The following is a 20,154-nucleotide window of genomic DNA, read 5'->3' on the forward strand; positions in this document are numbered from 1 at the left end:
AATGAACCTCCGAATTGTTGCCTTGCTTTACGAGCTACATTATTTTTGCTTTTCGATATCTACAGCACTTGCGCCCGCACGTGTCCTTAAGTGAAGCTTCCACTTCTTGGGGTGGCCTGCTTTTTCTTCCGGATAAACGATCGCTTCTACTCCATCCAAAGAGTGATACTTCTCGGGACTAAACCAACTATACCCTAAGCCGCCGTCTGGAAGTGCGTTCAGAAACCATTTAGCCCTTACAAATCCTTCTCCTTGGATAAATTTCTTCAAAGCATGTTGAGTGGCTGCTTTAGGAGTAAAAAAGATTTCTATACTCAATGTTTTGCCTTTTGATTACGGATAAACGCAGCTAAATATAAGCTATCAGGTTTGGAAAAAGATTACCTAATTTTTATTTCTACAGTATTGGAATAATCTAATAGTAGATGAAAAAGATCAATGGGGGCTAACTTATTATTTCTTTTATGGGTCGACTTGTAAGAAGCTGGAAACTTGTTTTCTAATTCGTTATACTCCAAAAAAAGAAATAGTCTTAATGGAACTATGATTCTTCAGTTTTTCATTTATTGCCTCTTTGACGGATTCAGGCGATCCCTTAAAAATAAATCCGATCATACCAGCCACTGAAAGTTGTGAGGCGTATTTCCCTTCCACGTAACTTATTATTCCATTTCTATTTATGTATTGATCAACACCGATAATTTTACATTCAATCGTTATTCTTTTGTCAAAGTCATTCGATGGCTGACTTAGAACCTCTAACGTAATTATTGTTATATCAATCCGGACGTTATCTTTATCAAGGTTTCTAGACTCAGTATCGAAAGTTAGCACAATCCCTTCCCTCTTTGCGGGGATATGCCTAACTAAGTCATCTCGAAGACTATTCTCATTGTAGTCATCATTATATTTTATTTCCGCACTTACGCGACTAAATCCAGTCGCAAGCATGTTCATTGCTTCTTGCAAGTACATTGCATGAAATCCATCACCAAAGGAAAATATGGAGGCGTCTAATGAACTATTCATTTGAGTATCATTGGGGGTTTGGCATTCTTTTTAAAATAGCTTCGACAAACTCCATTAAGTCTAAATGGGCAACTGCTGGATGCCAGTTTTTTGCTTCATTTGGCTTTATAACGTAAAAAGAATCGCTCTCGAAACCCTTAATATCTTTCTGCATGAAAAGATCATTAGTGATTTTTTCCGGCGTCGAAAAAATTCGGTTGATAGTTGTAAAGAACTGCTGGTTGTCGTTTAAAGATTCATCTGTAGTAACAGCTTGTGGCTTTTCAGATACAATTCGAAAGTGTATTGCTAAGAAATATCGCTTGAAATATACATCGATTTTGAAATGTTCACCTTGCTTATTATATCGTTTCAGAAAGTATTTTTGGAAAACTGATGTATACTGTTTGATCGAAGATATATTTTTGACGGTGGAGTACGGGGATATTTCGCCTCTAAATAAAGGGATTGAAATATCATTTACGTAAGAAATCAAATCTTGTTCATCTTGAGAAAAATCATATAACTTGAACAAAGATATATTAAGCTGTTTTTCTTTTTCTTCAATTTCAGCCTGCAAAAAATCATCTTTAAATGTAGACTCTTCATATTTTTTTGTAAGAATCTCAATTTCTTTGACCCGAGGAAGAAATTTCATTATTAATCAATACCGGAAACAGAAATTTTTCATCTTCATTATGAGCTTGTTCTCGTTCAATGCCAGTAGATGTTCCTGTCATTAGTGTGAAATAAGGGAAAAGTCTAGAATTAATGCAGCCTTCTAGCGATCTTAAAAGATCTTTTTGCTTACTTGTACCTCTTATGGCAGTTATTGAATCAGTAAAAACACAACGCTTTTCACTAACGGCTGAAACAAGCTCAAAATCAGTTGTAAGCCCCTTTTTAATTAATAAAGCTGGCGGATTGAATACTTGAGGATCACGAGGTCTGTGAATCTTTTTTAAATTCCATTTTGATGCATTTTTAAAATCAATATAAAATCTACGAAGCTGCTTTTTGCTTTTTGACGTATCAATGAACGGAAATCCTACCAAATGGCTTGAGTCATTTTTATCACCGCCGCCAATCTGGACACCCTGCCTAGCTTTTAGATTGTGCTCACTGATTACTTTATTAATATTATCATACTCAGTTTTTAATCTCTTTAAAAGAGGAAGTCAAGTATATTTCCATACACGAAAACTTTCCATGCCCAATCATATTCATAAAAATATTTTTGCAGAATCTTCTTATAATCAAATTTTTCAATAACAATATTTTTGAATAGCTCGAAGTGGCGATTGGGCTTTAACTGAAATATGATGAACTACATTTCCTAAATTGGCCGTTTTGTCATTACAATATTGAAAAAAAATAACCGCACTAGGTCCGATTGCGCCCTTAAAAATCAATTCTCTAACGGAAGACAATTCCAATACGGAAAACACTTTATAATTTTCTAGAAAATACTTTCTAAAATTTTGCGCTTGAAGGTTATAAAGTATTTTACTTGTAATTACAAAGGCACATTTTGTCTTTGGACTACTAAAATTTTTGATGTTTACAATAAAACTTTGTGCAATTTGAAAATCGCTAATAATATGAGAATAGGAATTTACAAATTGAGCATGTTCGGAATCTCCGGTTATACTTTTCCACGGTGGATTTCCTATTATAAAATCAAACTTTTTACCTTCTATTTTTTTCAACAAACTTGATGCGAAAAAATTAAGTTCAAAGAAATTGCTATCTCGTAGTGGTGGGAATTTGAAATTCTTGATTTCTTTTGGGTTCTTATAGTCTAAAAGCGTCAAATAAAGTGAAAAGATAGCTACATTAATAGCATTTATTTCTCTATCGATTCCGAAAATATTTGATGTTAGAAGTTCTTTTAGTTTATCGTCGCTAATAGCTTTTTTATTTGAAAGATTTTTCTCTATTATCTTTCTAAGGGTTTCTACAAGAAAAATTCCTGAACCGCGAGCTGTGGGTCCAAGACTTTACATGAAGAGTTGCTCTTCAAGAACTCTTCTGACGGTATCTTTTAAAATATAGTCTACTAAGAAAGACGGTGTATAGAATGATTGAGAAGAGTCTCGTTCGTCTTTTGCCAATAAACCGTTCATATATGTTACTAATTAATTCAATGGGTATAATATTAAAATCATACAAATTGAATAGGCTGGTTTGTCCAGTTTTTAAGTCATCGCCGCTAAAAAGATTATACAAAATCTTTGAATGCTTAGTATTAAATTTGTTTTTTTCTTCCTTGGTGACAGGGAATAAATGACCATTAAATTCATCTTGTAGATAAGTAAAAAAGGAGTATAATTTTTGAGGTGTTAAAATAAGTTCTAAAAAACTTTCACGTTCAGCATTTTTCTTAATAATCTTAGGATCAAGTTCAACACCTCTGTCGATCAAATAGCGGGTAAAAATTAATCGTCCGATGACGCTATTTGCCGCTTCCCGATTTAGTCCTTCGTCACGAAGTAATTCTATTGCTGCTGAAATATTTTCAAGCAAATAAGTATCGAGGCGCTTTTTTTGAATGCGCTACTATATTTTTCCCATGTTTTACCCGAATGAAGATTCCAAAAGGAAAAATCCTCAATGTGGCCTTCATCAGTTAGCTTGTCTAAGAAGATCTTGTTTTTTGAGAGAGAAAAGCCGTTATAAATTTGCCATTCATTACCATTGTCAATAATAACTACTGGTGCTTGAAAATTCCAGTGCTTGATTGTGAATTTTCTCGATTTCTTGTGCATTGTCCGCAGCAAAAAATAGCAAAAAAGGCTCATCGTTTATCGAATAAAAAGCATATGGCTTCGATGGCCTCAAGCGCCTTTTTTACGCGATAAGAGAACCCATTCTCTTGCCAGTGAGATTGATGAAAATAATATAATCCACCACCTTGCGATAAACCAAGCCGATTAATTAATTGATCTATTTTGGGATAAGAAGTAGCCATACTAAACAAATTACTCAAAATTATTCAAAAATACTAATAAAGTTAGTATTTTTGTATTTTGTATTCCGCGGTAAAGTTGAAAGATAATACTTAGTTCAATACCAGATGCTTGAAAGGAATACCATGCCTTGAAAGTGGGTATATATGGCTAGGAAAACCACAAAACTTTTGTCATAACTGATTTCTTACGCTTCGATAACATTAACCGGCCAGCACAGATCTTATTGAAATAAGGTCTTAAAACTTCCGACTGCTCTGATTGACAGCGTCAGGGTCACCTTCCCTACCAAGGTCGCGCAAATACGCGGAATATGCCTCATATGTCGTATGTACCGTAAGCTGCATGATATTCGGGTCGTTACCACCGTCACTCTTTAAATAGATAATCAGTGAATGCTTAACCCGTATAGCATGTGATCACTCGTAAATACGGCCAGTTGCTTGATTTTCGCAAAACGCGCTGACAGGAAAATCCGCCTGAACAGTATTTTGCCGGGTTTGTTCTCCCGAACAACCTATTCTTTGAGTCAGCACCGATCACAAAATATTCTGGCGGGTAGTTCTTCGCCAAATATTCCAGGTCGGGCAAAATCTCGTCGGCAATGGGAATATATCTATCGCTATCCGTTTTGCTATCGTCTGCCCTTATCAGCACTTTGCTTACGATCCAAAAAGATATTGGCGACCTTGAAGTATTTCAGCTCCTTGTCGGAACGGATACAGAGGTAATAAACAAGCCTTGCAGCGAGGAACAAAACGGGATCATGTTTTTTGAGCAAATCCCGGATCGTCTCAAATCTCCGTTGATCGTAATATTTATGGTTTTGCGACTTGGTCTTCTTCAAAGCCACCCCGATACAGGGATTGGATTTCATCAGCCCCTTATCAACCAGGAATTTGAAGATCGTCTGCAAAAAGCTCTTTGTGATTATTGTAGGTTCGTTTGCTCCATGTCAGCCGCTCCTTGTGTTCTTCCAAAAATGCCTCGATATGCTCATCGGTCAGGATATCGAGCGGTTGGTTTTGGAGTTTGCGGACGGTCAACCATTCGGTCAATAACTCAATAGGGTGTTGGTAACGGCGGAGCGTTGCCCTCTCATTGTCACGCTTCTCCCATTTTTGCAGGAAAAAACTCAGCCCTTGCATGATCGTCCAAACCTTGTTTTTGATCGACGCCGGGGCGATTTGCTCCCGGACTTGCTCTTGGAACTGTTTTTCGTACTCGAAGGGGTCAAAGCCTTCCTTTAGCGCGAAGTTGACAGCCGTCAGTAATGCCTGGGCGTACTCGTCCGACTTGTAGCGGTTAATGTCTTCGAAGACCCGAAACTTCTCCCATTTCTTGTTCTTGTGTAAGTGACGGACACACTCGAGCACGCGGAATTGATATTCAATTCACCACCGTGCGCCTTTGTAAAGGCGCGGAGCGCGATATTTTCCGTACTTAGCCAATGTTTGGTCACTGTTTCGGTCACTGTAGTTTTTTAAAAACGAAAACGGTCTGATAGTCAGACCGTTATTCTGTGCGCGGGATGAGATTCGAACTCACACGCCCCTTTCGAGCGCTACCACCTCAAAGTAGTGCGTCTCACCAATTTCGCCACCCACGCATCCATACCGGCTCCCCGGTTCGAAATTTTGAAGTGGCTGCAAAACTACGGTTTTCAATTCAATATTTCAAAAGACCCCGCTATTTTTTCAACTCTACTTTCACGATCATCCATCTCACCGGCCTCAACCACTCCACCCTATCGCGGCTCCAGGCTCAATCCGTCCCACCGGCTTCACCATCAACCCCTCCGCGGCCCCCAACCCACCTCACTTCTTCAGCACGATCCTGAACGTCGTCCCCTTCCCTGGCTCCGACTGCTTCACATACAACTGCCCCTTATGATACTGTTCTATAATACGCTTGGACAAACTAAGTCCCAGCCCCCATCCCCTTTTCTTCGTCGTAAACCCCGGTTTGAAAACTTTCTGCAGATTCTTCGCCGCGATCCCCTTCCCCGTATCCGCGACATCGATCAGTATCTCCTTTTCATTCTCCTGTATCGTCACCGAAATATTCCCCTTCCCTTCCATCGCATCCAGCGCATTCTTCAACAAATTTTCGATCACCCAGTCGAACAGCGGCCCCGAGATCCGCGCATACAGTGTCCCATCCCCCCTTCCCCCGGCCACACCCCCGGGGCCCTCCCCCGCTAATCCCCTCACACTTTCCCCGGCCACAGCCCCCGAAGCTTCTCCGGTCCGTCCCCCAACTCCTTCACCCGATCCCCCCCGGCCCCCGCAGGCTGAACTGTACCCTGCCCGCAGCCCTCTTCCGGATATACTCCATCATATTACGAACCTGGACAACCACATCCTTCTCCTCCAGCTGCGGCTTACTCCCGATCTTTCCAAATCTGTCGGAGACCAGTTTCAGTCTGTCCACATCCTTCTGTATCTCCACCACCGTCTTCGGGTCCAGATCGCTTTCCTTCAGCATCTCCACCCATCCCTCCAGAGAAGAAACAGGCGTCCCCAGCGCTGATGCGCAGTCTCTTTCGCCATACCCGCCCACAGCTGATTCTGCGTGGCCTTATTCCGGATAGTGATAGAATACAGCGTAAAGAAGATGAACAGCGCAACAATTAACAGCTGCACCAGCGGATAGTAGCGGACCTCGTCGAGCAGCGTGGTATGGCCATAATAATATCGGTTGGCGATATAGGGGCTATCAGAAAGTTTCATGATCAGAGGCTGATTCTCGGCCCTGAAGCTCCGGAGTCTTCTGTACAGATACCCCTTGTCATGCGCAGCCCTCGCCGTATCCAGATTGACAAACCCCGTGATACTGTCCTTTTCGTTGGTTTCGATAATGGGTATGGACTGCTGCCCGTTGCGGATAAGATTCGGCAGAGTCATGTCCATGCCGGGGTTGCTCAGCATCGACTTGCTCGCGTCAACCCACAGCTCCATTTTCTGCCGCTCGTCCGCGGCGATCTTCCTGGCCAGATATTGTGAATAAATAATAGTGGCGCTCACAATTACGATGGCAACAAGGGCCAGAAGGGACCTCCAGTTAAGCATTGACCGAATCATGGACCGAATTTATGCCTATTCCCTTATTTTTGGGACCATGACGCCAACAATAGCTGTTGTTATCCTCAACTGGAACGGACGTAAATACCTGGAACGATTTCTTACCCTTTGTGACGGCCAGCGCCGGTGAAGGCGTCGAAGTCAGTTGTTGCCGACAACGATTCTACCGACGATTCCATTCCCTTTCTGCAGGAAAAATACCCCAGCGTCCGCATCATCCGTCTCGACCGCAATTATGGTTTCGCCGGCGGTTATAACGAAGCGTTAAAGCAGGTAAAAAGCGACTACTACGTGCTGTTGAACTCCGACGTCGAAGTCGCAAAAAGGCTGGATCGAGCCGGTTATCGAGCTGATGGAGTGCAACCCTTCCATCGGCGCCTGTCAGCCAAAGATCAGGATGTATGCCGACCGCGGGTTATTCGAATACGCCGGTGCGGCGGGTGGATGGCTCGACCATCTGGGGTATCCCTTCGCAAAGGGCCGCATATTCGACGTCTGCGAAAAGGACGAAGGCCAGTACGACAAGTCCGAGCCCATCTTCTGGGCCAGCGGAGCGGCTATGTTTATCAGAGCGCGGCTCTATCACGAGCTGGGCGGGCTGGACAATTATTTCTTCGCCCACCAGGAGGAGATCGACCTCTGCTGGCGCCTCCAGCTGGCGGGGTATAAGGTATACAGCTGTCCCAAATCTACCGTCTTTCACGTGGGGGAGGGACCCTGCCCAAGGGCAACGAACGGAAGGTCAAGCTCAACTTCCGGAACAACCTCATCATGATGGCCAAGAACCTGCCCCTCGAACAGGCCATCTGGAAACTCCCGTTTCGTTTCCTCCTCGACTCCATATCTGCTTGGAAATCATTGTTTGCCGGCGAGGCAATCTACTTCTGGGCAATCCGGCAGCCCATATCGCCTTCCCTCCGATGGGCCATCTTCCACCGCAAAAAAGCGTTTTCCCAAAAAAAGACGCGCGGCCTTACAAGGCTGGTATACGGGGAGCGTTGTCTGGCAATACTTTGTAAAAGGCAAGAAAACTTTTACAGAAATTGTGCCGCGCAGAGGCTGATTTTTCAATCGAATCCCTACCTTTGCAAAGCAATTAAATCACTATGGATCAACAATTAGACCAACCAATAGAGATAAAAGACCCGAAACTAAAGGACTTTGCCAACAGCTGGGTAGACTCTTCCGTCTTCCTTTTTACCTCCAGTGTATTCTGTATGGTTGCACTGCTGATCGGTGGCTCTTATGGTCTGTACCAGCACCGTTACAAGGGCAAGCCTCAGGTCAACGTCCCCGGCAACACCCTGTACACCCCTCAGTACAAATAGATTAAAAAAATTTTGCAGGAATAATACTTTCCATATCTTCGCACCCCCAATTAGAATTGTAGCAGCGAAAACAGGTGCAATCAAAGGGAAAAAAGTGAAGTTCTTTCTATAAATTCTTCAATGCGGAAGTAGCTCAGTTGGTAGAGCGCAACCTTGCCAAGGTTGAGGTCGCGGGTTCGAGCCTCGTCTTCCGCTCTTCAAAATTCCATCGGTTAATACCAGGTGGAATTTTTGTTTAGGCTTATCTTTGATAAGTCGCACGATTCAATGGCCAGATCTTACTGCGAAACGTTACCGAGGTGGCGGAACTGGTAGACGCGCCGGACTTAAAATCCTGTTCGCAGCAATGTGAGTACGGGTTCGATTCCCGTCCTCGGTACGAGGCCCCGATCAAGAGATTGGGGCTTTTCATTTGAAAGGCTGACTGAAACAGACCCCCGGCGTTCGTCTTACAGATCCCTCCGACTGTTCAATCGAAAACATAACATCCAGACCGCCGCGGTAAATACAACCGTGTAGATCACATGATGACCGGTCTCAGCCATCGACCGCTGATATTCGGCCGGGTCGATCTTTCCCCAAAACACCGGCGGCGGGATCAACCTGTTCGACACTTCAAAAGGCAGAAAATGACCCGCATTCGTTCCCGTAGCCCGCAACGCGCGGCCGAAGCAACGGTTCTAAGATCAAACTACTAAAAATGAACAGCCCCAGCGACATCGCCGCACTCCGCAACAAAAACCCGATCAGAAAGGCAATAGAGAGCTGAGAGAACGTCTGCAACAAAAAATAACCAACATACACAATCCTGCTCTCCCCCGCTGGTCACCGGCAGCAGTATTCTCCAGCCCGATGGTCACACAAGCAGCAATATAGATCAGCGTGATAAGCCCGGCGACAAAACCCACGTCCAGCAACTTGCCCATTATAAAATCCCTCCTCCTCCAACCATCAATGACGTTCTGCCGATGCGTCTTAAACGTGTATTCATTCGTGATCAGCATGATCACCAGTATCGCGGGAACAAAGACGAACCAGGAAGAAAAGTAACCTACCGTATGCCAGACCTCGTTGAACCCAAACGGGTTTCCGATCATCAGCTTTCCCTTCTCCTCCGGCGTTTTCATTGTCGAGAACGCCTTATGATAGATCGCCAGCATAATCGCATTCAGTCCGGGATACGTCAGGGCCGTAATCCCCAGAATCCACCAGAAAGCCGAATAATATCTGAGCTTAAGCCACTCTATTTTAACGATGTCCAACATTACTTTGATTCGTTTTGGGTTAATTCGAAAAAGCGTTCCTCCAGCCGCTGCTTCTGCACATTGATATGTGTCAGTATCACCCCCGTTTATAACAAAATTCATTGACCCGTTCAAGGTCGACCGAGTTCCTGGCAAAAGCCGCAAGAACTACATCCTTATTGACCTCGTAGTGCAGCATACCGGGGAACACCTCCATCGTTTTGCCAAGCGCACGCATGTCCTTCGCCGCCAGTTCCACCAGATCATGGTCCCGCAGTATCTCTCCGATGGCACCCGACGTAATAAGGTTGCCATTCTTTATGATCGCAGCGTGCGTACATACCTTTTCGACCTCATCAAGCAGGTGACTGGCGATAATGATCGTATGTCCCTGCGCCCGGAGATCGATGATCATCTCGCGGATCTCAGCGATCCCCTCCGGGTCCAGACCATTCGTGGGCTCATCCAGCACCAGCACGCTCGGCGCTCCCAATAATGCACCCGCGATCGCCAGCCGTTGCTTCATCCCCAGACTGTATGTGCTAAACCGGCTGTTCGCCCGTGCCGCCAGACGCGCCTTTCTCAGCACCTGGTCAATATCTTCCGGAGTACCCCTTTTACTGATCCGCCGGGTAATCTCCAGATTGCGCCTACCGGATAAATAATGATAGAAGTTCGGCGTCTCCAGGAGCGCACCGATCTTCTCCCGGCGCCCCTCGTTCCCCGGATGCCCAAACCAGCTGAACGAACCTCCGTCAGCCTTCAGGACATCGAGAACGATCCCCAGCAAGGTGGTCTTACCGCTTCCATTTGGTCCCAGAATGCCGAAGATCGAGCCGGCAGGTATGCTGCAACTGACGCCGTTCAGGGCCCTGGTCGTCCCATATGCCTTGTGAATATTCTTCAATTCAAGAACCGTCATTAATGGTATATTTTTAATTTCAAAACAGCGGCCCATAGACATGAGCCGCTCACATGAGAAACACTATCACGGCCTTACCCTTTCTTTATATCTGAACAGGCCGCTATCCAGATATTTCAGATATTCATCCGGATCATAATCCGCCCCTTGCGGCGACACCAGCGGCCGGCCGCTCATAGGGTCCAGCAATACATAATACGGCTGAGAATTGGCTCCGAACTTCGACGTCTGCAAATAGCTCCACTTTGCCCCAATCGTCGTCAGTTGCCTACCGCCGGCAGTGATCGCCCTGTCCGCGGCAGCCAGGTCCGTCTTATCATCCACATACAGTTGGACAAGGACATAGTCTTCATTGATTCGTTGACGCACCCGCGGGTCAGTCCATACATTGGCTTCCATCTTCCGGCAATTCACACACGCATGACCGGTAAAATCGATCATCACCGGCTTACGGCTTTGCCGGGCCGCCGCAACCGCCTCGTCATAGTCGAAAAAAGGATGAAACCCCTTCGGCTTGTCAAACAAATCGGCATACTTATGCGGTGTAACATCGGAAGCTGCAACATTGGGTGTCCCCCCAACCTCCCCGATCGCAGACAAGTCAAAGTCCTGCGTGGACATCGGTGGCAGAAAAGCGCTCACCGCCTTCAGCGGCGCGCCCCAAAGCCCAGGCACCAGGTACATCGTAAACGCGAACACCACAATCGAAAGGAAAAGCCGTGTCACGGACACGTGCACCACCGGACTATCATGGCTAAACGTAATCTTACCCAGTAAATACAACCCCATCAGCGTAAAGATCGCGATCCACAACACCAGAAAGACCTCCCGGTCAAACCAATGCCAGTGATAGGCCAGATCAACATTGCTCAAAAATTTCAACGCAAACGCCAGTTCCAGAAATCCCAACACCAGCTTTTACACTATTCAGCCAGCCTCCCGAACGTGGCAGCCTTCGCAACCACCCCGGGAACATCGCAAACAGCGTGAACGGCAACGCAAGGGCTAACGAAAACCCAGCCATCCCCGTCGCCGGTCCCAGCACCGCCCCGGTCGTCGCCGTCTGTACCAACAGGGTCCCGATGATCGGCCCCGTGCAGCTAAAAGATACCACCGCCAACGTCGCCGCCATAAAGAAGATACCGGCAAACCCACTACCGCCCGACCTTGCCCCAATCCTATTGACAATGCCAGGCGACAGCGTCAGCTCAAAGCCGCCCAGAAATGACGCGGCGAACACAACCAGCAGCAAAAAGAAACAAAAGTTAAAAATCCCATTCGTAGACAGACTATTCATCGCATCCGCGCCAAACAGACCCGTCACGATCAACCCCAACCCCACGTAAATACCTATGATACTGACGCCATACAACATCGCCCGGTCAACACCCTTCCCTTTCGCACCCCCTTTTGTAAAAAAACTAACCGTCATCGGCAGCATGGGGAATATACAGGGCATCAGCAGTGCGGCAAAGCCGCCGGCAATTCCTTCTAAAAAAATCATCCATAGCGTAAGATGGACGGGAGCCGCAGCCGGCTTCAACACCTGGATCGTCGACACAGGCACGACTGCCGCAGCTGCCGCCGTATCGGTCTTTATGTCCGTAAAATTCACCCCCGTCGTATCCTGCACAAACACCTTCTTCTCGATCTTCTCCACCACTCTCGGCGTCTGGGCAAAAGCTCCGCCGGAGCACGCCAGCAGGAGGCATACCAGAAATTTTCGTATCATTTGATATAGTCCGGTTTAATTGATCGGAATGCTGAATCTTACGTCATCAGGAGGAAGACATTCTTTATCATTACAGGTCATATAGCCGAGCTTACCCGTCACCGTCGCCGAACCTTTCTTCAGCTTCACCTTCTGCTGAAAGATCACGCTCCGCTCGAAATAGCTGACATTCATCCCGAATACCTTTTCCATACGCGTCGTCGGCCTGGGCTCAACTGTCTTTCCATCCAACGAATAGTCAGCCGACTTGTCAAACGTAAAACTCGTAGGAATGGGCCCACCCTCCTTCATATGCTGCGAATACACATGCCATCCCGAATCGATCGTCGCGCGGAGAAAAACGATCGCCTCCGTCTCACTTACCTTTTTCGCCCCATAGCTCCAGCTTCACCGGCTTCAATATCTGCGCACTCGCGGCAATCCCGATCATCAGGGATGCCATTATCATTAAACACCTCATACGCTTCTGTTTTTGTCCGTAACAATATTGCATTAACGGTTATTTATGCTGCTCTTCATCCGCTTTTTTCTGGTAGCCGGCCGCCTTTTCGATGAATCCGTCAATATCCATCTGCGTCACATCCCCATTAAAATTCTTGCCATTCATATCCGCTTTCGCCACCTCGGCAGCCTTCCTGGCGCTCGCTGCCGCATCACCATAATGTCCCGCCCTTGCCTGTAGGTCCGACAGGTAATTCCATACCCGGTAATTCCCCCCTTCGGGTCCATCCGCTTACATGCCTCGATGGCAAACTCCTTCAACCGCTGAGACTGCTGCTCCTTATCCATATACAGCCAAAGGACGACTAGTTGACCCAGTAAACGGTCCTTCTCCAACACCTGGCCATAGGCAAGGACTTGATCGTCCCCATAATGTTCCCGTAGGATCTTCCATTTATCTTCCGCAAACCGGTAGGAAAAATTGGGATACCGGGCTACCGCCGTATCGATCAGCAACAACGCCCTGTCGTAGTCCTTCGCATCCACAGCCCCTTTATACAATCGCTGTCCTTCTGCCAGTTGCGCATCCATCTTCAGCCGCTTTTGCTTCTCCTCGTTGATCTTCTTCACCGTACCTTCGACATCAAATTTTCCCGCGTTCACTGCCGCCAGGATAGAATCCAGATAATAGGGGTGCCCGATCCAGGCGATCTTCCCGTTTTGAATAACGAAGGATGAAGGGATGCCCTCGATGCCGGCAGCTTTCAGCCAATTTTTTCCCATATCTTCCGCATTATTATCCGCAACGACATTATAGGTCAGCCGGCCCAGCTTTTCCTGACCCTGGACGAACTGCACAACCTTTGGCAAATAGGTTTCCTGCGGCCGTTTATCGTCAGCATCATGACTATTCTCCCAAACATCCACGCCCACGAACGTAATGCGGCCCGCATACTTTTTGGACAGCTCGGACAAGTGAGGCATCGCCTGGATACAGGGCCCGCACCAGGTCGCCCAGAACTCAAGGACATAGACCATGTTAGGATCGAGCGACGATATCTTCGGACTTCCTTGTATCCATTTTGAATACCGGATCGGCGGCGGCGCATCCCCGATATGAAGCGTTGCACTGTCCTGCGCCTTCAGAGTTAAAGTAATATTGACGAATAAGGCAAGCCCAAGGCACGCCACCAGAGTAGGCACCCGTCTCATGGTTACTGTTTTTTTGTTCTACAAATGGGATTTATATTCAGCCAGTTCCTTCTCCATCTTATCGATCGTATCCTGTCCGATCATGCCTTTGTATTTACCTTCGGCGACTGCACTCCTGGATGCGTCCAGTGCGGTCTGTTGCGTCGCGACGGCCTTTTTATACTCACCCGCCTGCGCATACCCTTTCGCCATCATCTCCTGGAAAAGAGAAGCCGGCGCTCCCTGAGCCACAGCATTGTCCATTGCCTTCTTCGAGAGCTCGACACCATACAGGTAAGTATCCTTCTTCCGGCCCTGTTTTTCAAAGATGACTGCGGCCGAAGAAGCCACGAACTGAGCCTGAGGTTCGGACTGCCAGCGTTTCAGAAAGCGCATAGCAGAGTCTTCATCGACATGATCGAGCAACATCCAGAATTTCTTGAATTCCAGGTACTGTACGCCGTCAGGCATATCCTTCTTGGCCTGTTCGATCAATTCCAGTTCATGGGCATACTCCCCATGCTTTTCAGCACTGTCGATCGGATCGAATACCCTATGCCAACGCGCTTCCTCCGACGCTCGCGCGCTCGCCTTCTTCCGGAATTCCTCCTTTACCGCAACCGGATCATACTTCCCGCTGTTCACCACCTCGATCACCGAATCGAGATTCATCGGATGGCCGATCCAGAGAATAACACCATCCTTCACCATAAAGCTGCAGGGGATGCCATCCTGCCCTGCCGCCTTCATCCAGTTATTTCCCATCCACTCATCCTTGGTATCCGTCACGACATTGTACCGCATATTGTTTCCATTCATCTTCACGAACTTCTCCGGCGTGATCGTCGGCGTATGCCCGCCCGAGCTCTCCCACACGTCTACCCCAACCACTGTCAGCTTGTCCCTATATTTTTCAGCAACCTCCGACAAATGGGGCATCGACGCCCGGCAGGGACCACACCAGGTCGCCCAGAACTCGAAAATATACAGACGGCCTTTTTCGTACTTCTTTATCGGGGCCCCCTTCAGCCACTTATCATACTTTAGCTCGGGGATCTTGTCACCAACGTTCAACACAGAGTCATCCGTTATTCCGGAAGCCGAACCACTCAGGCTCATTCCGAGGGCAACGATCATCGCGAACACTTTTCCCCAATATGTCTTACCATTCATAAACATAATTTTATAGTTAACCAGTTAAAAAATCGGAGTTGGAAATACAACCGTCGCATCCGTCGGCTGCACGGTCAACGTCGTTCCGTTAAAGTCAGCAGCCGTCCTCGTCATCGGAAGCCCATTCCGGAAATAGTCAAAGCTGTTCTGCCCCTCGAACGCAAGCTCCAGCCTTCTCTCCTTCAGCACCGCCGCCAGCACGGCGTTATCCGCAAGATTGTCGATATCTGATCCTGGCAATCCTGCCCGGACATGAACGGCCTTAAGGTCGGCCCTCGCCTTTGTCATATTGCCGAGCTTCGCATTAGCCTCGGCACGATTCAGATAAACTTCGCCCATCCGCAAAAAGATCTGCGGACCAAAAGTCGCCCCACCCTGGTTCAGGCAATTCCACTTCGTGCTCTCGGTAAAGCCCGTGGAGGTATTGACCATAAAAAAACTTCCCCGCACATCATTCGCAACATACTGGGACAACAGGTCCGATGAAGGCAGAAAGGTCCCGCCAGCGCCCGCATCCGGGAAAAATGATACAATATGTCGATGACGGTCCCGCCCGTCGAATTGTCCTTACAAAAGACGATCTCCGGGTTGCTGGAAAAGGTCTTCGACTTACCCAGCTGTCCCCGGGAGTCATCGCCGAACATATTGCTATAGGTCGCCCCTTGCGCAAGGGCATACAGCCCGTTGCTCTGGTCGGTCACACTGTCGGCATAGGAGACTACCAGCTGGTTCGCCGACGGGTCCGGATTTGCAACGGATCCGCCCATATACAGGTACACCCGCGACAACAGTGCCCAGCAGGCCGCCGTGCTCGCAAACGCGTTTGTCCCGGCCACCGGCGCCTTCATCAGCTGCGCCGCCGCCCGCAGTTCCGCGACGATATACGCATACACATCTTTTACAGAAGACTTGCTCGGGATCTCGGTCGCACTGCCGGTCTTCTTGATAGCCACCGCCAGATCACCACCGCTCGCCAGGTAATAAGGCTTTCCGAAGATGTTGACCAGGTTGTAATAGACCATCGCCCGCAGGAATCGGTTCTCCCCCTCGGCATACAACAGGCTATGCTGATCGGCAGTAGTGAGCGAAGAAAAGTTCGCCGCCGAAAAGGAAGCAATCCCCTCCAGCGTTACATTGATGCTCGTGATCACCTGGTAAGACCCCTTATATACGATCGGCCCATACCCTGCGGCGGGACTCAATGAGTTCTGAAAAAGAAAGCGTCCGTCAGCTTGTCCCGACACCCCCAGGCGCCGGGTTTCTCGTTATTGCCGCGGGTTTCCGTTATATCGTTAAGAGCAAGATCATAGGTCGTAAGCCCGGTTCCAGTCACAGTATTGCTGAGCAGCGTATAATTGCCGTTGGTTGCCTGCTGAATACCCTGCACCGACCCCAGCTGCCCCGAAGCATCTATTTGCGTAAGCGGCTTGATGTCATCGATCTGCTTGTTACACGCCGCGCAGACCAGCAGTATCGAAAGGAATATGATTGATTTTTTCATTTTTTACTTATTTACTCCGGTTAGAAAGACAATTGCAACCCAAGAACATACCGCCGTGGTGCACCAGGCTGACCCCCGATCGAATTTCCAAAGTCCTGCGCCGTCCCGACCGATGGCCCCTCAGGGTCGGACGAAATGACCTTGTTGGAATAGAGCGTATACAGATTCTCAGCGCTCACGTAGAAAGTACACCCCGCCAGCCTCGCCTTCTTCGCCGCTTCCCCCGGCAGATCATAGCTCAGCCGCACCGTCCGGAGCCGCGCATTACTGGCGTCGTGCATATATTTGGACGTACCGTAATAATAGGTATTCGACTGATAGTATAGCCAGGGTTCCGTCGCATTCGTCTGACCGGGATGCGTCCACATGACCTGCCCCTTGCCCAGCGCTATCTGCTGCTGACTGCCCACCCGGAAATTCTGATCCAGTTCCGCGTAGTTGTCGATAATGGTATACTTCAGCGCATACGTGACCAGGATGTTCAGCGTCCACTGCCTGTAAGCAAACGTATTCGTCAGACCGCCGTTGAACCGCGGCTGGAAGCTGCCGATCGTCTGAAAATTCCGGTAGTCGGAATAGGCCTCCGTCGGATCGTTGACAATTTGCTTGCCCGTGACCTTACCGCTGCCGTCAAAGACCAGCTTCTCGAACTGCGGCTTCCCCGTTTGCGCATCCACCCCCGCATATTTGATCGCCTTCAGCGAATTGATGTCATCGCCTTTGTGCAAAAAATAGGTGTTATAGGTAGAATAACCCTGCTGCAGCGAATCATTGGCTACCTCCAGGATCCTGTTCCTGTTATAGCTCATATTGAAAGAAGTCGTCCACTGAAAATTCTTCCCTACGATATTCCTGGACGTAAGCAATAACTCAACACCCCTGTTGGCGACCTTACCCACATTTTGCCACTGTTGCGCAAAGCCCGCCAGGGACGGCAGCGTCACCTTCTGCAACAGGTTCTGTGAGATCCGGTCATACACATCGATACTGGCCGTTACCCGTCTAAAAAGACCTATATCGATGCCCGCATTGGTCGTCTTCGTGATCTCCCATTGCAGACTCGGATTCCCCAGGATGGCGATCGTCGATGCCTGCTGGCCGCTATACGGATTGACCGGCTGGTAAAGGGTCTGCGTCAGAAAATTATCCCCCAGCTGCGACCCGCTCGTTCCATAATCCGCCCTCAGTTTCAGATTGCTGATCGTGTGCGACCCCCTCAGAAAATTCTCCTGGCTCATCACCCACGCGGCGCCGGCAGAGTAGAACGTCCCGTATCTGTTGTTCTTGCCAAAACTGCTCGACGCATCCGTCCGGATCGATCCGCTTACCGTATAACGATTCCTGTAAGTATAGCCGGCCTCGCCGAACATCGAATAGACGCCCTGCACCGTTTTCCCGCCCTTGATATTATCCTGCTTCGTCTGTGGGATACCAAACGCGCTCAGATCCGCAGAACCACCAACCTGCCCGGCCAGCGTGATCACCGGATAACCCGCAGGGACATGATTGACATTGACCACCATCGTCTCGCTCGTGGTTTCGCCAAACTCCATCGCCGCCAACGCACTGATCAGGTGATCGCCAAAACTCTTCCGGAAGTTCAGCTTATTGGAGGTGAGATAAGAATGCAGATAGCTGGTATTCGTCCCCAGCCATCCCTGCGGAGAATAAAAGAGTCCGCTCCCGTAGTAGGACCGGACATCCGCATATTGTTCATTCTGACCGTAGTTGAGATTGCCGGTATTGGTCGTCGAGAAAGTCAGCCAGTCCGTAATCTTGTATTCCAGCCCAAGGCTTCCAAACAACAGCTGCGAACGAAGATGGTTAAAATTGTACTGGTTGTCAAAAAGAGGATTGACAGCCTGTGTCGTCGCGCCGTCGACGGTATACAACAAATACGGCCGCAGCGTCCCTGCGCTTGTATAAGGTCTCGCCCAGGGAACAAGACTCTGCAACGACTGCGCGGTGCCATTGAAGTCCCGTTTGCCGCTATTGAAGATACCGTTGATCGACAGGATTGCCGTCAGCCGGCTGGTGAGCTTGCTTTCCAGGTTCACCCGGAAAGACCCCCGTTTCAAAGAGTTTTGTACACCGGTGGCCTGCTCGTTGTAGTAGACGCCACCCATATAATACCGGGTACGGTCATTCCCGCCACTGGCGGCAAGGTCCACTTCCTGCGAGGCGCTGCTGCGGTAAGCGTACTTCGTCCAGTCATAAGGTCTCGCGACGTCGGAATCGGCCGGTAATTTATAGGTCAGATAGTCCTGCAACGAAGGCCACATACCGGAATAGGCGGCGCCGTTGACCTGGTAATCCTGCGTATAGTATTCCTTCTGCAGATCAAACAGGCCCTGAGCCGACAGGTAGTGCAAATGACCGAGGTTCGGCCGGTTGAACCCGTACTTGACCTCCGCGGTAAGACGCGGCTTGTTCTCCCGCCCCCGCTTTGTCGTCACCACCAACACCCCGGCAGCGGCCCGGCTGCCATAGATCGCCGTCGCAGAAGCATCCTTCAGCACGGTGATATTTTCAATCTCCTGCGCCGTTACCACATCCTTTAAGTTCTGATTCGGCATAATGACCCCGTCCACTACCAATAGCGGTCCATAGTTGAGACTGGGCATCACATATTCGTTTATCTGGTCTACTCCCACGCCGGCAATGCTGCTTTGCCCCCTGACAAAGATCTGCCCGCCGCTGCTCGTCGGATCGGCCGCATTCTGCTCCGATATATACAGACCCGTCGCAAGCCCCTTCAGCAATGACACCGGATCGGACGTCATGACCCCTTTCCTTATATCGTCCCCGGAGATCGTTTGAACGGAACCCGTGATCTCACCGGGTTTCTTTTGACTATATCCATTGGTAACCACCACTCTTCCGCTTCCGTGATCATCGGCTCCATACTTATGCTGACCGCAACCGCACCCTGCGCCGTCGAGATCCGCTTCGTAACCGGCCGGTATCCCACACTCGTAACCTTCAGTACGTATGACCCCGACGGGACACCCCTGATCACAAAAGCCCCATTCTCGTCCGACACCGTTCCCCGGTTCCCCGGCTCGAGCATCACCGACACCCGGGCCAGCGGCTTACCACCTGTCCAGACAAGACCGCTAACATCCACGGGCGCCCCCGGCCTCTTCGCCGTATCCGTTGGAGACGACTCGTCCCGTATCGAACCCCGGGCTCTCACCTTGACGATCGTCCCGGCAATCTCATAGCTGAGCGGCAAACCCTTCAGGCAATTATCCAGCACCTCGGCAACACTTGCGTCCTTCAGATTCACCGTCACCGGTGGGATCTCTCTGATCAGATCCTCTTTATAGACGACCGACATTCCTGTCTGCTTTGATATCTCGTCAAATACCCTGGAAAGCGGTGCCTGCTTCAGGGCAAGCGTTACTTTTTGGGAAAGGGCGCTGGCAGACACCTGTAGAGCCAGCCCCAGTAACAAAAAAGAAGAAATTCTCATGATCCGCGCAGTTTTGGTCGAAAGTATCCCACGACGGGGTGGCAACTTTCTAAGTAAGAAAATCATACTTTTGAACAGTTTTGGTTG

General features: G+C 48.7%; 23 protein-coding genes, 3 tRNA genes and 2 pseudogenes. 5 read left to right on the forward strand and 23 right to left on the reverse strand.

Features of this window, described 5'->3' with window-relative positions; genetic code table 11:
- Nucleotides 1-39: 39 nt before the first annotated feature.
- The 11 genes and pseudogenes from ACQ86N_RS34595 to ACQ86N_RS34645 all read right to left on the reverse strand — a co-directional run bounded on the left by ACQ86N_RS34595 (nucleotide 40) and on the right by ACQ86N_RS34645 (nucleotide 7,048).
- A complete protein-coding gene (locus ACQ86N_RS34595) occupies nucleotides 40-318 on the reverse strand; it encodes a hypothetical protein (protein WP_431211033.1) in 279 nt (92 codons plus the stop codon).
- A 189-nt stretch (nucleotides 319-507) separates the two neighbouring features.
- Nucleotides 508-1,029, reverse strand: a complete 522-nt coding sequence (locus ACQ86N_RS34600; protein WP_431211034.1) for a hypothetical protein — start codon at nucleotides 1,027-1,029, stop codon at nucleotides 508-510.
- A 7-nt stretch (nucleotides 1,030-1,036) separates the two neighbouring features.
- Nucleotides 1,037-1,666 carry a hypothetical protein gene (locus tag ACQ86N_RS34605; protein ID WP_431211035.1) on the reverse strand — a complete coding sequence of 210 codons (630 nt, stop codon included), beginning with the start codon at nucleotides 1,664-1,666 and terminating at the stop codon, nucleotides 1,037-1,039.
- Nucleotides 1,635-2,063, reverse strand: a complete 429-nt coding sequence (locus ACQ86N_RS34610) for a hypothetical protein (RefSeq protein WP_431211036.1) — start codon at nucleotides 2,061-2,063, stop codon at nucleotides 1,635-1,637. Before ACQ86N_RS34610 ends, ACQ86N_RS34605 begins: the two co-directional genes overlap by 32 nt.
- Nucleotides 2,064-2,273: 210 nt before the next feature.
- Nucleotides 2,274-2,981: pseudogene (locus tag ACQ86N_RS34615) on the reverse strand (Eco57I restriction-modification methylase domain-containing protein); the annotation flags it as partial.
- Between the two features lie 46 nt (nucleotides 2,982-3,027).
- Nucleotides 3,028-3,534 (reverse strand): hypothetical protein, encoded by a 507-nt coding sequence (locus tag ACQ86N_RS34620; protein ID WP_431211037.1) that lies wholly within the window; start codon nucleotides 3,532-3,534, stop codon nucleotides 3,028-3,030.
- Nucleotides 3,535-4,864: 1,330 nt separating this feature from the next.
- The gene (locus tag ACQ86N_RS34625) at nucleotides 4,865-5,353 is read right to left on the reverse strand and encodes a hypothetical protein (RefSeq protein WP_431211038.1); all 489 of its coding nucleotides are present in this window, start codon (nucleotides 5,351-5,353) and stop codon (nucleotides 4,865-4,867) included.
- Nucleotides 5,354-5,500: 147 nt separating this feature from the next.
- A tRNA-Leu gene (locus ACQ86N_RS34630) sits at nucleotides 5,501-5,586 on the reverse strand.
- Nucleotides 5,587-5,794: 208 nt separating this feature from the next.
- On the reverse strand, nucleotides 5,795-6,190 hold the full coding sequence (locus tag ACQ86N_RS34635) for an ATP-binding protein (protein WP_431211039.1): 396 nt from the start codon (nucleotides 6,188-6,190) through the stop codon (nucleotides 5,795-5,797).
- Between the two features lie 52 nt (nucleotides 6,191-6,242).
- Nucleotides 6,243-6,464, reverse strand: coding sequence for a hypothetical protein (locus tag ACQ86N_RS34640; RefSeq protein WP_431211040.1), 222 nt, complete (start codon nucleotides 6,462-6,464; stop codon nucleotides 6,243-6,245).
- The gene (locus ACQ86N_RS34645) at nucleotides 6,458-7,048 is read right to left on the reverse strand and encodes a hypothetical protein (RefSeq protein ID WP_431211041.1); all 591 of its coding nucleotides are present in this window, start codon (nucleotides 7,046-7,048) and stop codon (nucleotides 6,458-6,460) included. Before ACQ86N_RS34645 ends, ACQ86N_RS34640 begins: the two co-directional genes overlap by 7 nt.
- Before the next feature lie 138 nt (nucleotides 7,049-7,186).
- Between ACQ86N_RS34645 and ACQ86N_RS34650 the strand changes: the two are divergent.
- The 5 genes and pseudogenes from ACQ86N_RS34650 to ACQ86N_RS34670 form a co-directional block, all read left to right on the forward strand.
- Nucleotides 7,187-7,324 (forward strand): annotated as a pseudogene (locus ACQ86N_RS34650) (glycosyltransferase); the annotation flags it as partial.
- An 88-nt stretch (nucleotides 7,325-7,412) separates the two neighbouring features.
- Nucleotides 7,413-7,835, forward strand: a complete 423-nt coding sequence (locus ACQ86N_RS34655) for a glycosyltransferase family 2 protein (RefSeq protein ID WP_431218023.1) — start codon at nucleotides 7,413-7,415, stop codon at nucleotides 7,833-7,835.
- A 331-nt stretch (nucleotides 7,836-8,166) separates the two neighbouring features.
- Entirely contained in the window at nucleotides 8,167-8,388 is a 222-nt protein-coding gene (locus ACQ86N_RS34660; protein WP_431211042.1) for a hypothetical protein, read from the forward strand.
- Nucleotides 8,389-8,510: 122 nt separating this feature from the next.
- Nucleotides 8,511-8,583 (forward strand) — tRNA-Gly (locus tag ACQ86N_RS34665).
- Between the two features lie 98 nt (nucleotides 8,584-8,681).
- Nucleotides 8,682-8,767, forward strand: a tRNA-Leu gene (locus tag ACQ86N_RS34670).
- 367 nt (nucleotides 8,768-9,134) lie between these two features.
- Here ACQ86N_RS34670 and ACQ86N_RS34675 read toward each other — a convergent pair.
- The 12 genes from ACQ86N_RS34675 to ACQ86N_RS34730 form a co-directional block, all read right to left on the reverse strand.
- Nucleotides 9,135-9,653 carry a hypothetical protein gene (locus tag ACQ86N_RS34675; protein WP_431211043.1) on the reverse strand — a complete coding sequence of 173 codons (519 nt, stop codon included), beginning with the start codon at nucleotides 9,651-9,653 and terminating at the stop codon, nucleotides 9,135-9,137.
- Between the two features lie 76 nt (nucleotides 9,654-9,729).
- The gene (locus tag ACQ86N_RS34680; RefSeq protein ID WP_431211044.1) at nucleotides 9,730-10,554 is read right to left on the reverse strand and encodes an ABC transporter ATP-binding protein; all 825 of its coding nucleotides are present in this window, start codon (nucleotides 10,552-10,554) and stop codon (nucleotides 9,730-9,732) included.
- A gap of 66 nt (nucleotides 10,555-10,620) precedes the next feature.
- Nucleotides 10,621-11,427, reverse strand: a complete 807-nt coding sequence (locus tag ACQ86N_RS34685; protein ID WP_431211045.1) for a thioredoxin family protein — start codon at nucleotides 11,425-11,427, stop codon at nucleotides 10,621-10,623.
- Complete coding sequence (locus tag ACQ86N_RS34690) at nucleotides 11,414-12,286, reverse strand: protein-disulfide reductase DsbD family protein (RefSeq protein WP_431211046.1); 873 nt, start codon at nucleotides 12,284-12,286, stop codon at nucleotides 11,414-11,416. The genes ACQ86N_RS34685 and ACQ86N_RS34690 overlap by 14 nt, the downstream gene beginning before the upstream one ends.
- 15 nt (nucleotides 12,287-12,301) lie before the next feature.
- Entirely contained in the window at nucleotides 12,302-12,592 is a 291-nt protein-coding gene (locus ACQ86N_RS34695) for a protein-disulfide reductase DsbD domain-containing protein (protein WP_431211047.1), read from the reverse strand.
- A gap of 297 nt (nucleotides 12,593-12,889) precedes the next feature.
- Nucleotides 12,890-13,939, reverse strand: coding sequence for a TlpA family protein disulfide reductase (locus ACQ86N_RS34700; RefSeq protein ID WP_431211048.1), 1,050 nt, complete (start codon nucleotides 13,937-13,939; stop codon nucleotides 12,890-12,892).
- 18 nt (nucleotides 13,940-13,957) lie between these two features.
- Entirely contained in the window at nucleotides 13,958-15,091 is a 1,134-nt protein-coding gene (locus ACQ86N_RS34705; RefSeq protein ID WP_431211049.1) for a TlpA family protein disulfide reductase, read from the reverse strand.
- A 24-nt stretch (nucleotides 15,092-15,115) separates the two neighbouring features.
- The gene (locus ACQ86N_RS34710) at nucleotides 15,116-15,523 is read right to left on the reverse strand and encodes a RagB/SusD family nutrient uptake outer membrane protein (protein WP_431211050.1); all 408 of its coding nucleotides are present in this window, start codon (nucleotides 15,521-15,523) and stop codon (nucleotides 15,116-15,118) included.
- Nucleotides 15,472-16,335, reverse strand: coding sequence for a RagB/SusD family nutrient uptake outer membrane protein (locus ACQ86N_RS34715; RefSeq protein WP_431211051.1), 864 nt, complete (start codon nucleotides 16,333-16,335; stop codon nucleotides 15,472-15,474). The genes ACQ86N_RS34710 and ACQ86N_RS34715 overlap by 52 nt, the downstream gene beginning before the upstream one ends.
- Nucleotides 16,290-16,592 carry a hypothetical protein gene (locus ACQ86N_RS34720; RefSeq protein WP_431211052.1) on the reverse strand — a complete coding sequence of 101 codons (303 nt, stop codon included), beginning with the start codon at nucleotides 16,590-16,592 and terminating at the stop codon, nucleotides 16,290-16,292. The genes ACQ86N_RS34715 and ACQ86N_RS34720 overlap by 46 nt, the downstream gene beginning before the upstream one ends.
- 20 nt (nucleotides 16,593-16,612) lie before the next feature.
- Nucleotides 16,613-19,468 carry a SusC/RagA family TonB-linked outer membrane protein gene (locus ACQ86N_RS34725; protein ID WP_431211053.1) on the reverse strand — a complete coding sequence of 952 codons (2,856 nt, stop codon included), beginning with the start codon at nucleotides 19,466-19,468 and terminating at the stop codon, nucleotides 16,613-16,615.
- The gene (locus ACQ86N_RS34730; protein ID WP_431211054.1) at nucleotides 19,387-20,067 is read right to left on the reverse strand and encodes a carboxypeptidase-like regulatory domain-containing protein; all 681 of its coding nucleotides are present in this window, start codon (nucleotides 20,065-20,067) and stop codon (nucleotides 19,387-19,389) included. Before ACQ86N_RS34730 ends, ACQ86N_RS34725 begins: the two co-directional genes overlap by 82 nt.
- Between the last annotated feature and the right edge of the window lie 87 nt (nucleotides 20,068-20,154).

The organism is Puia sp. P3 (assembly GCF_050632245.1).
Lineage (GTDB): Bacteria > Bacteroidota > Bacteroidia > Chitinophagales > Chitinophagaceae > Puia.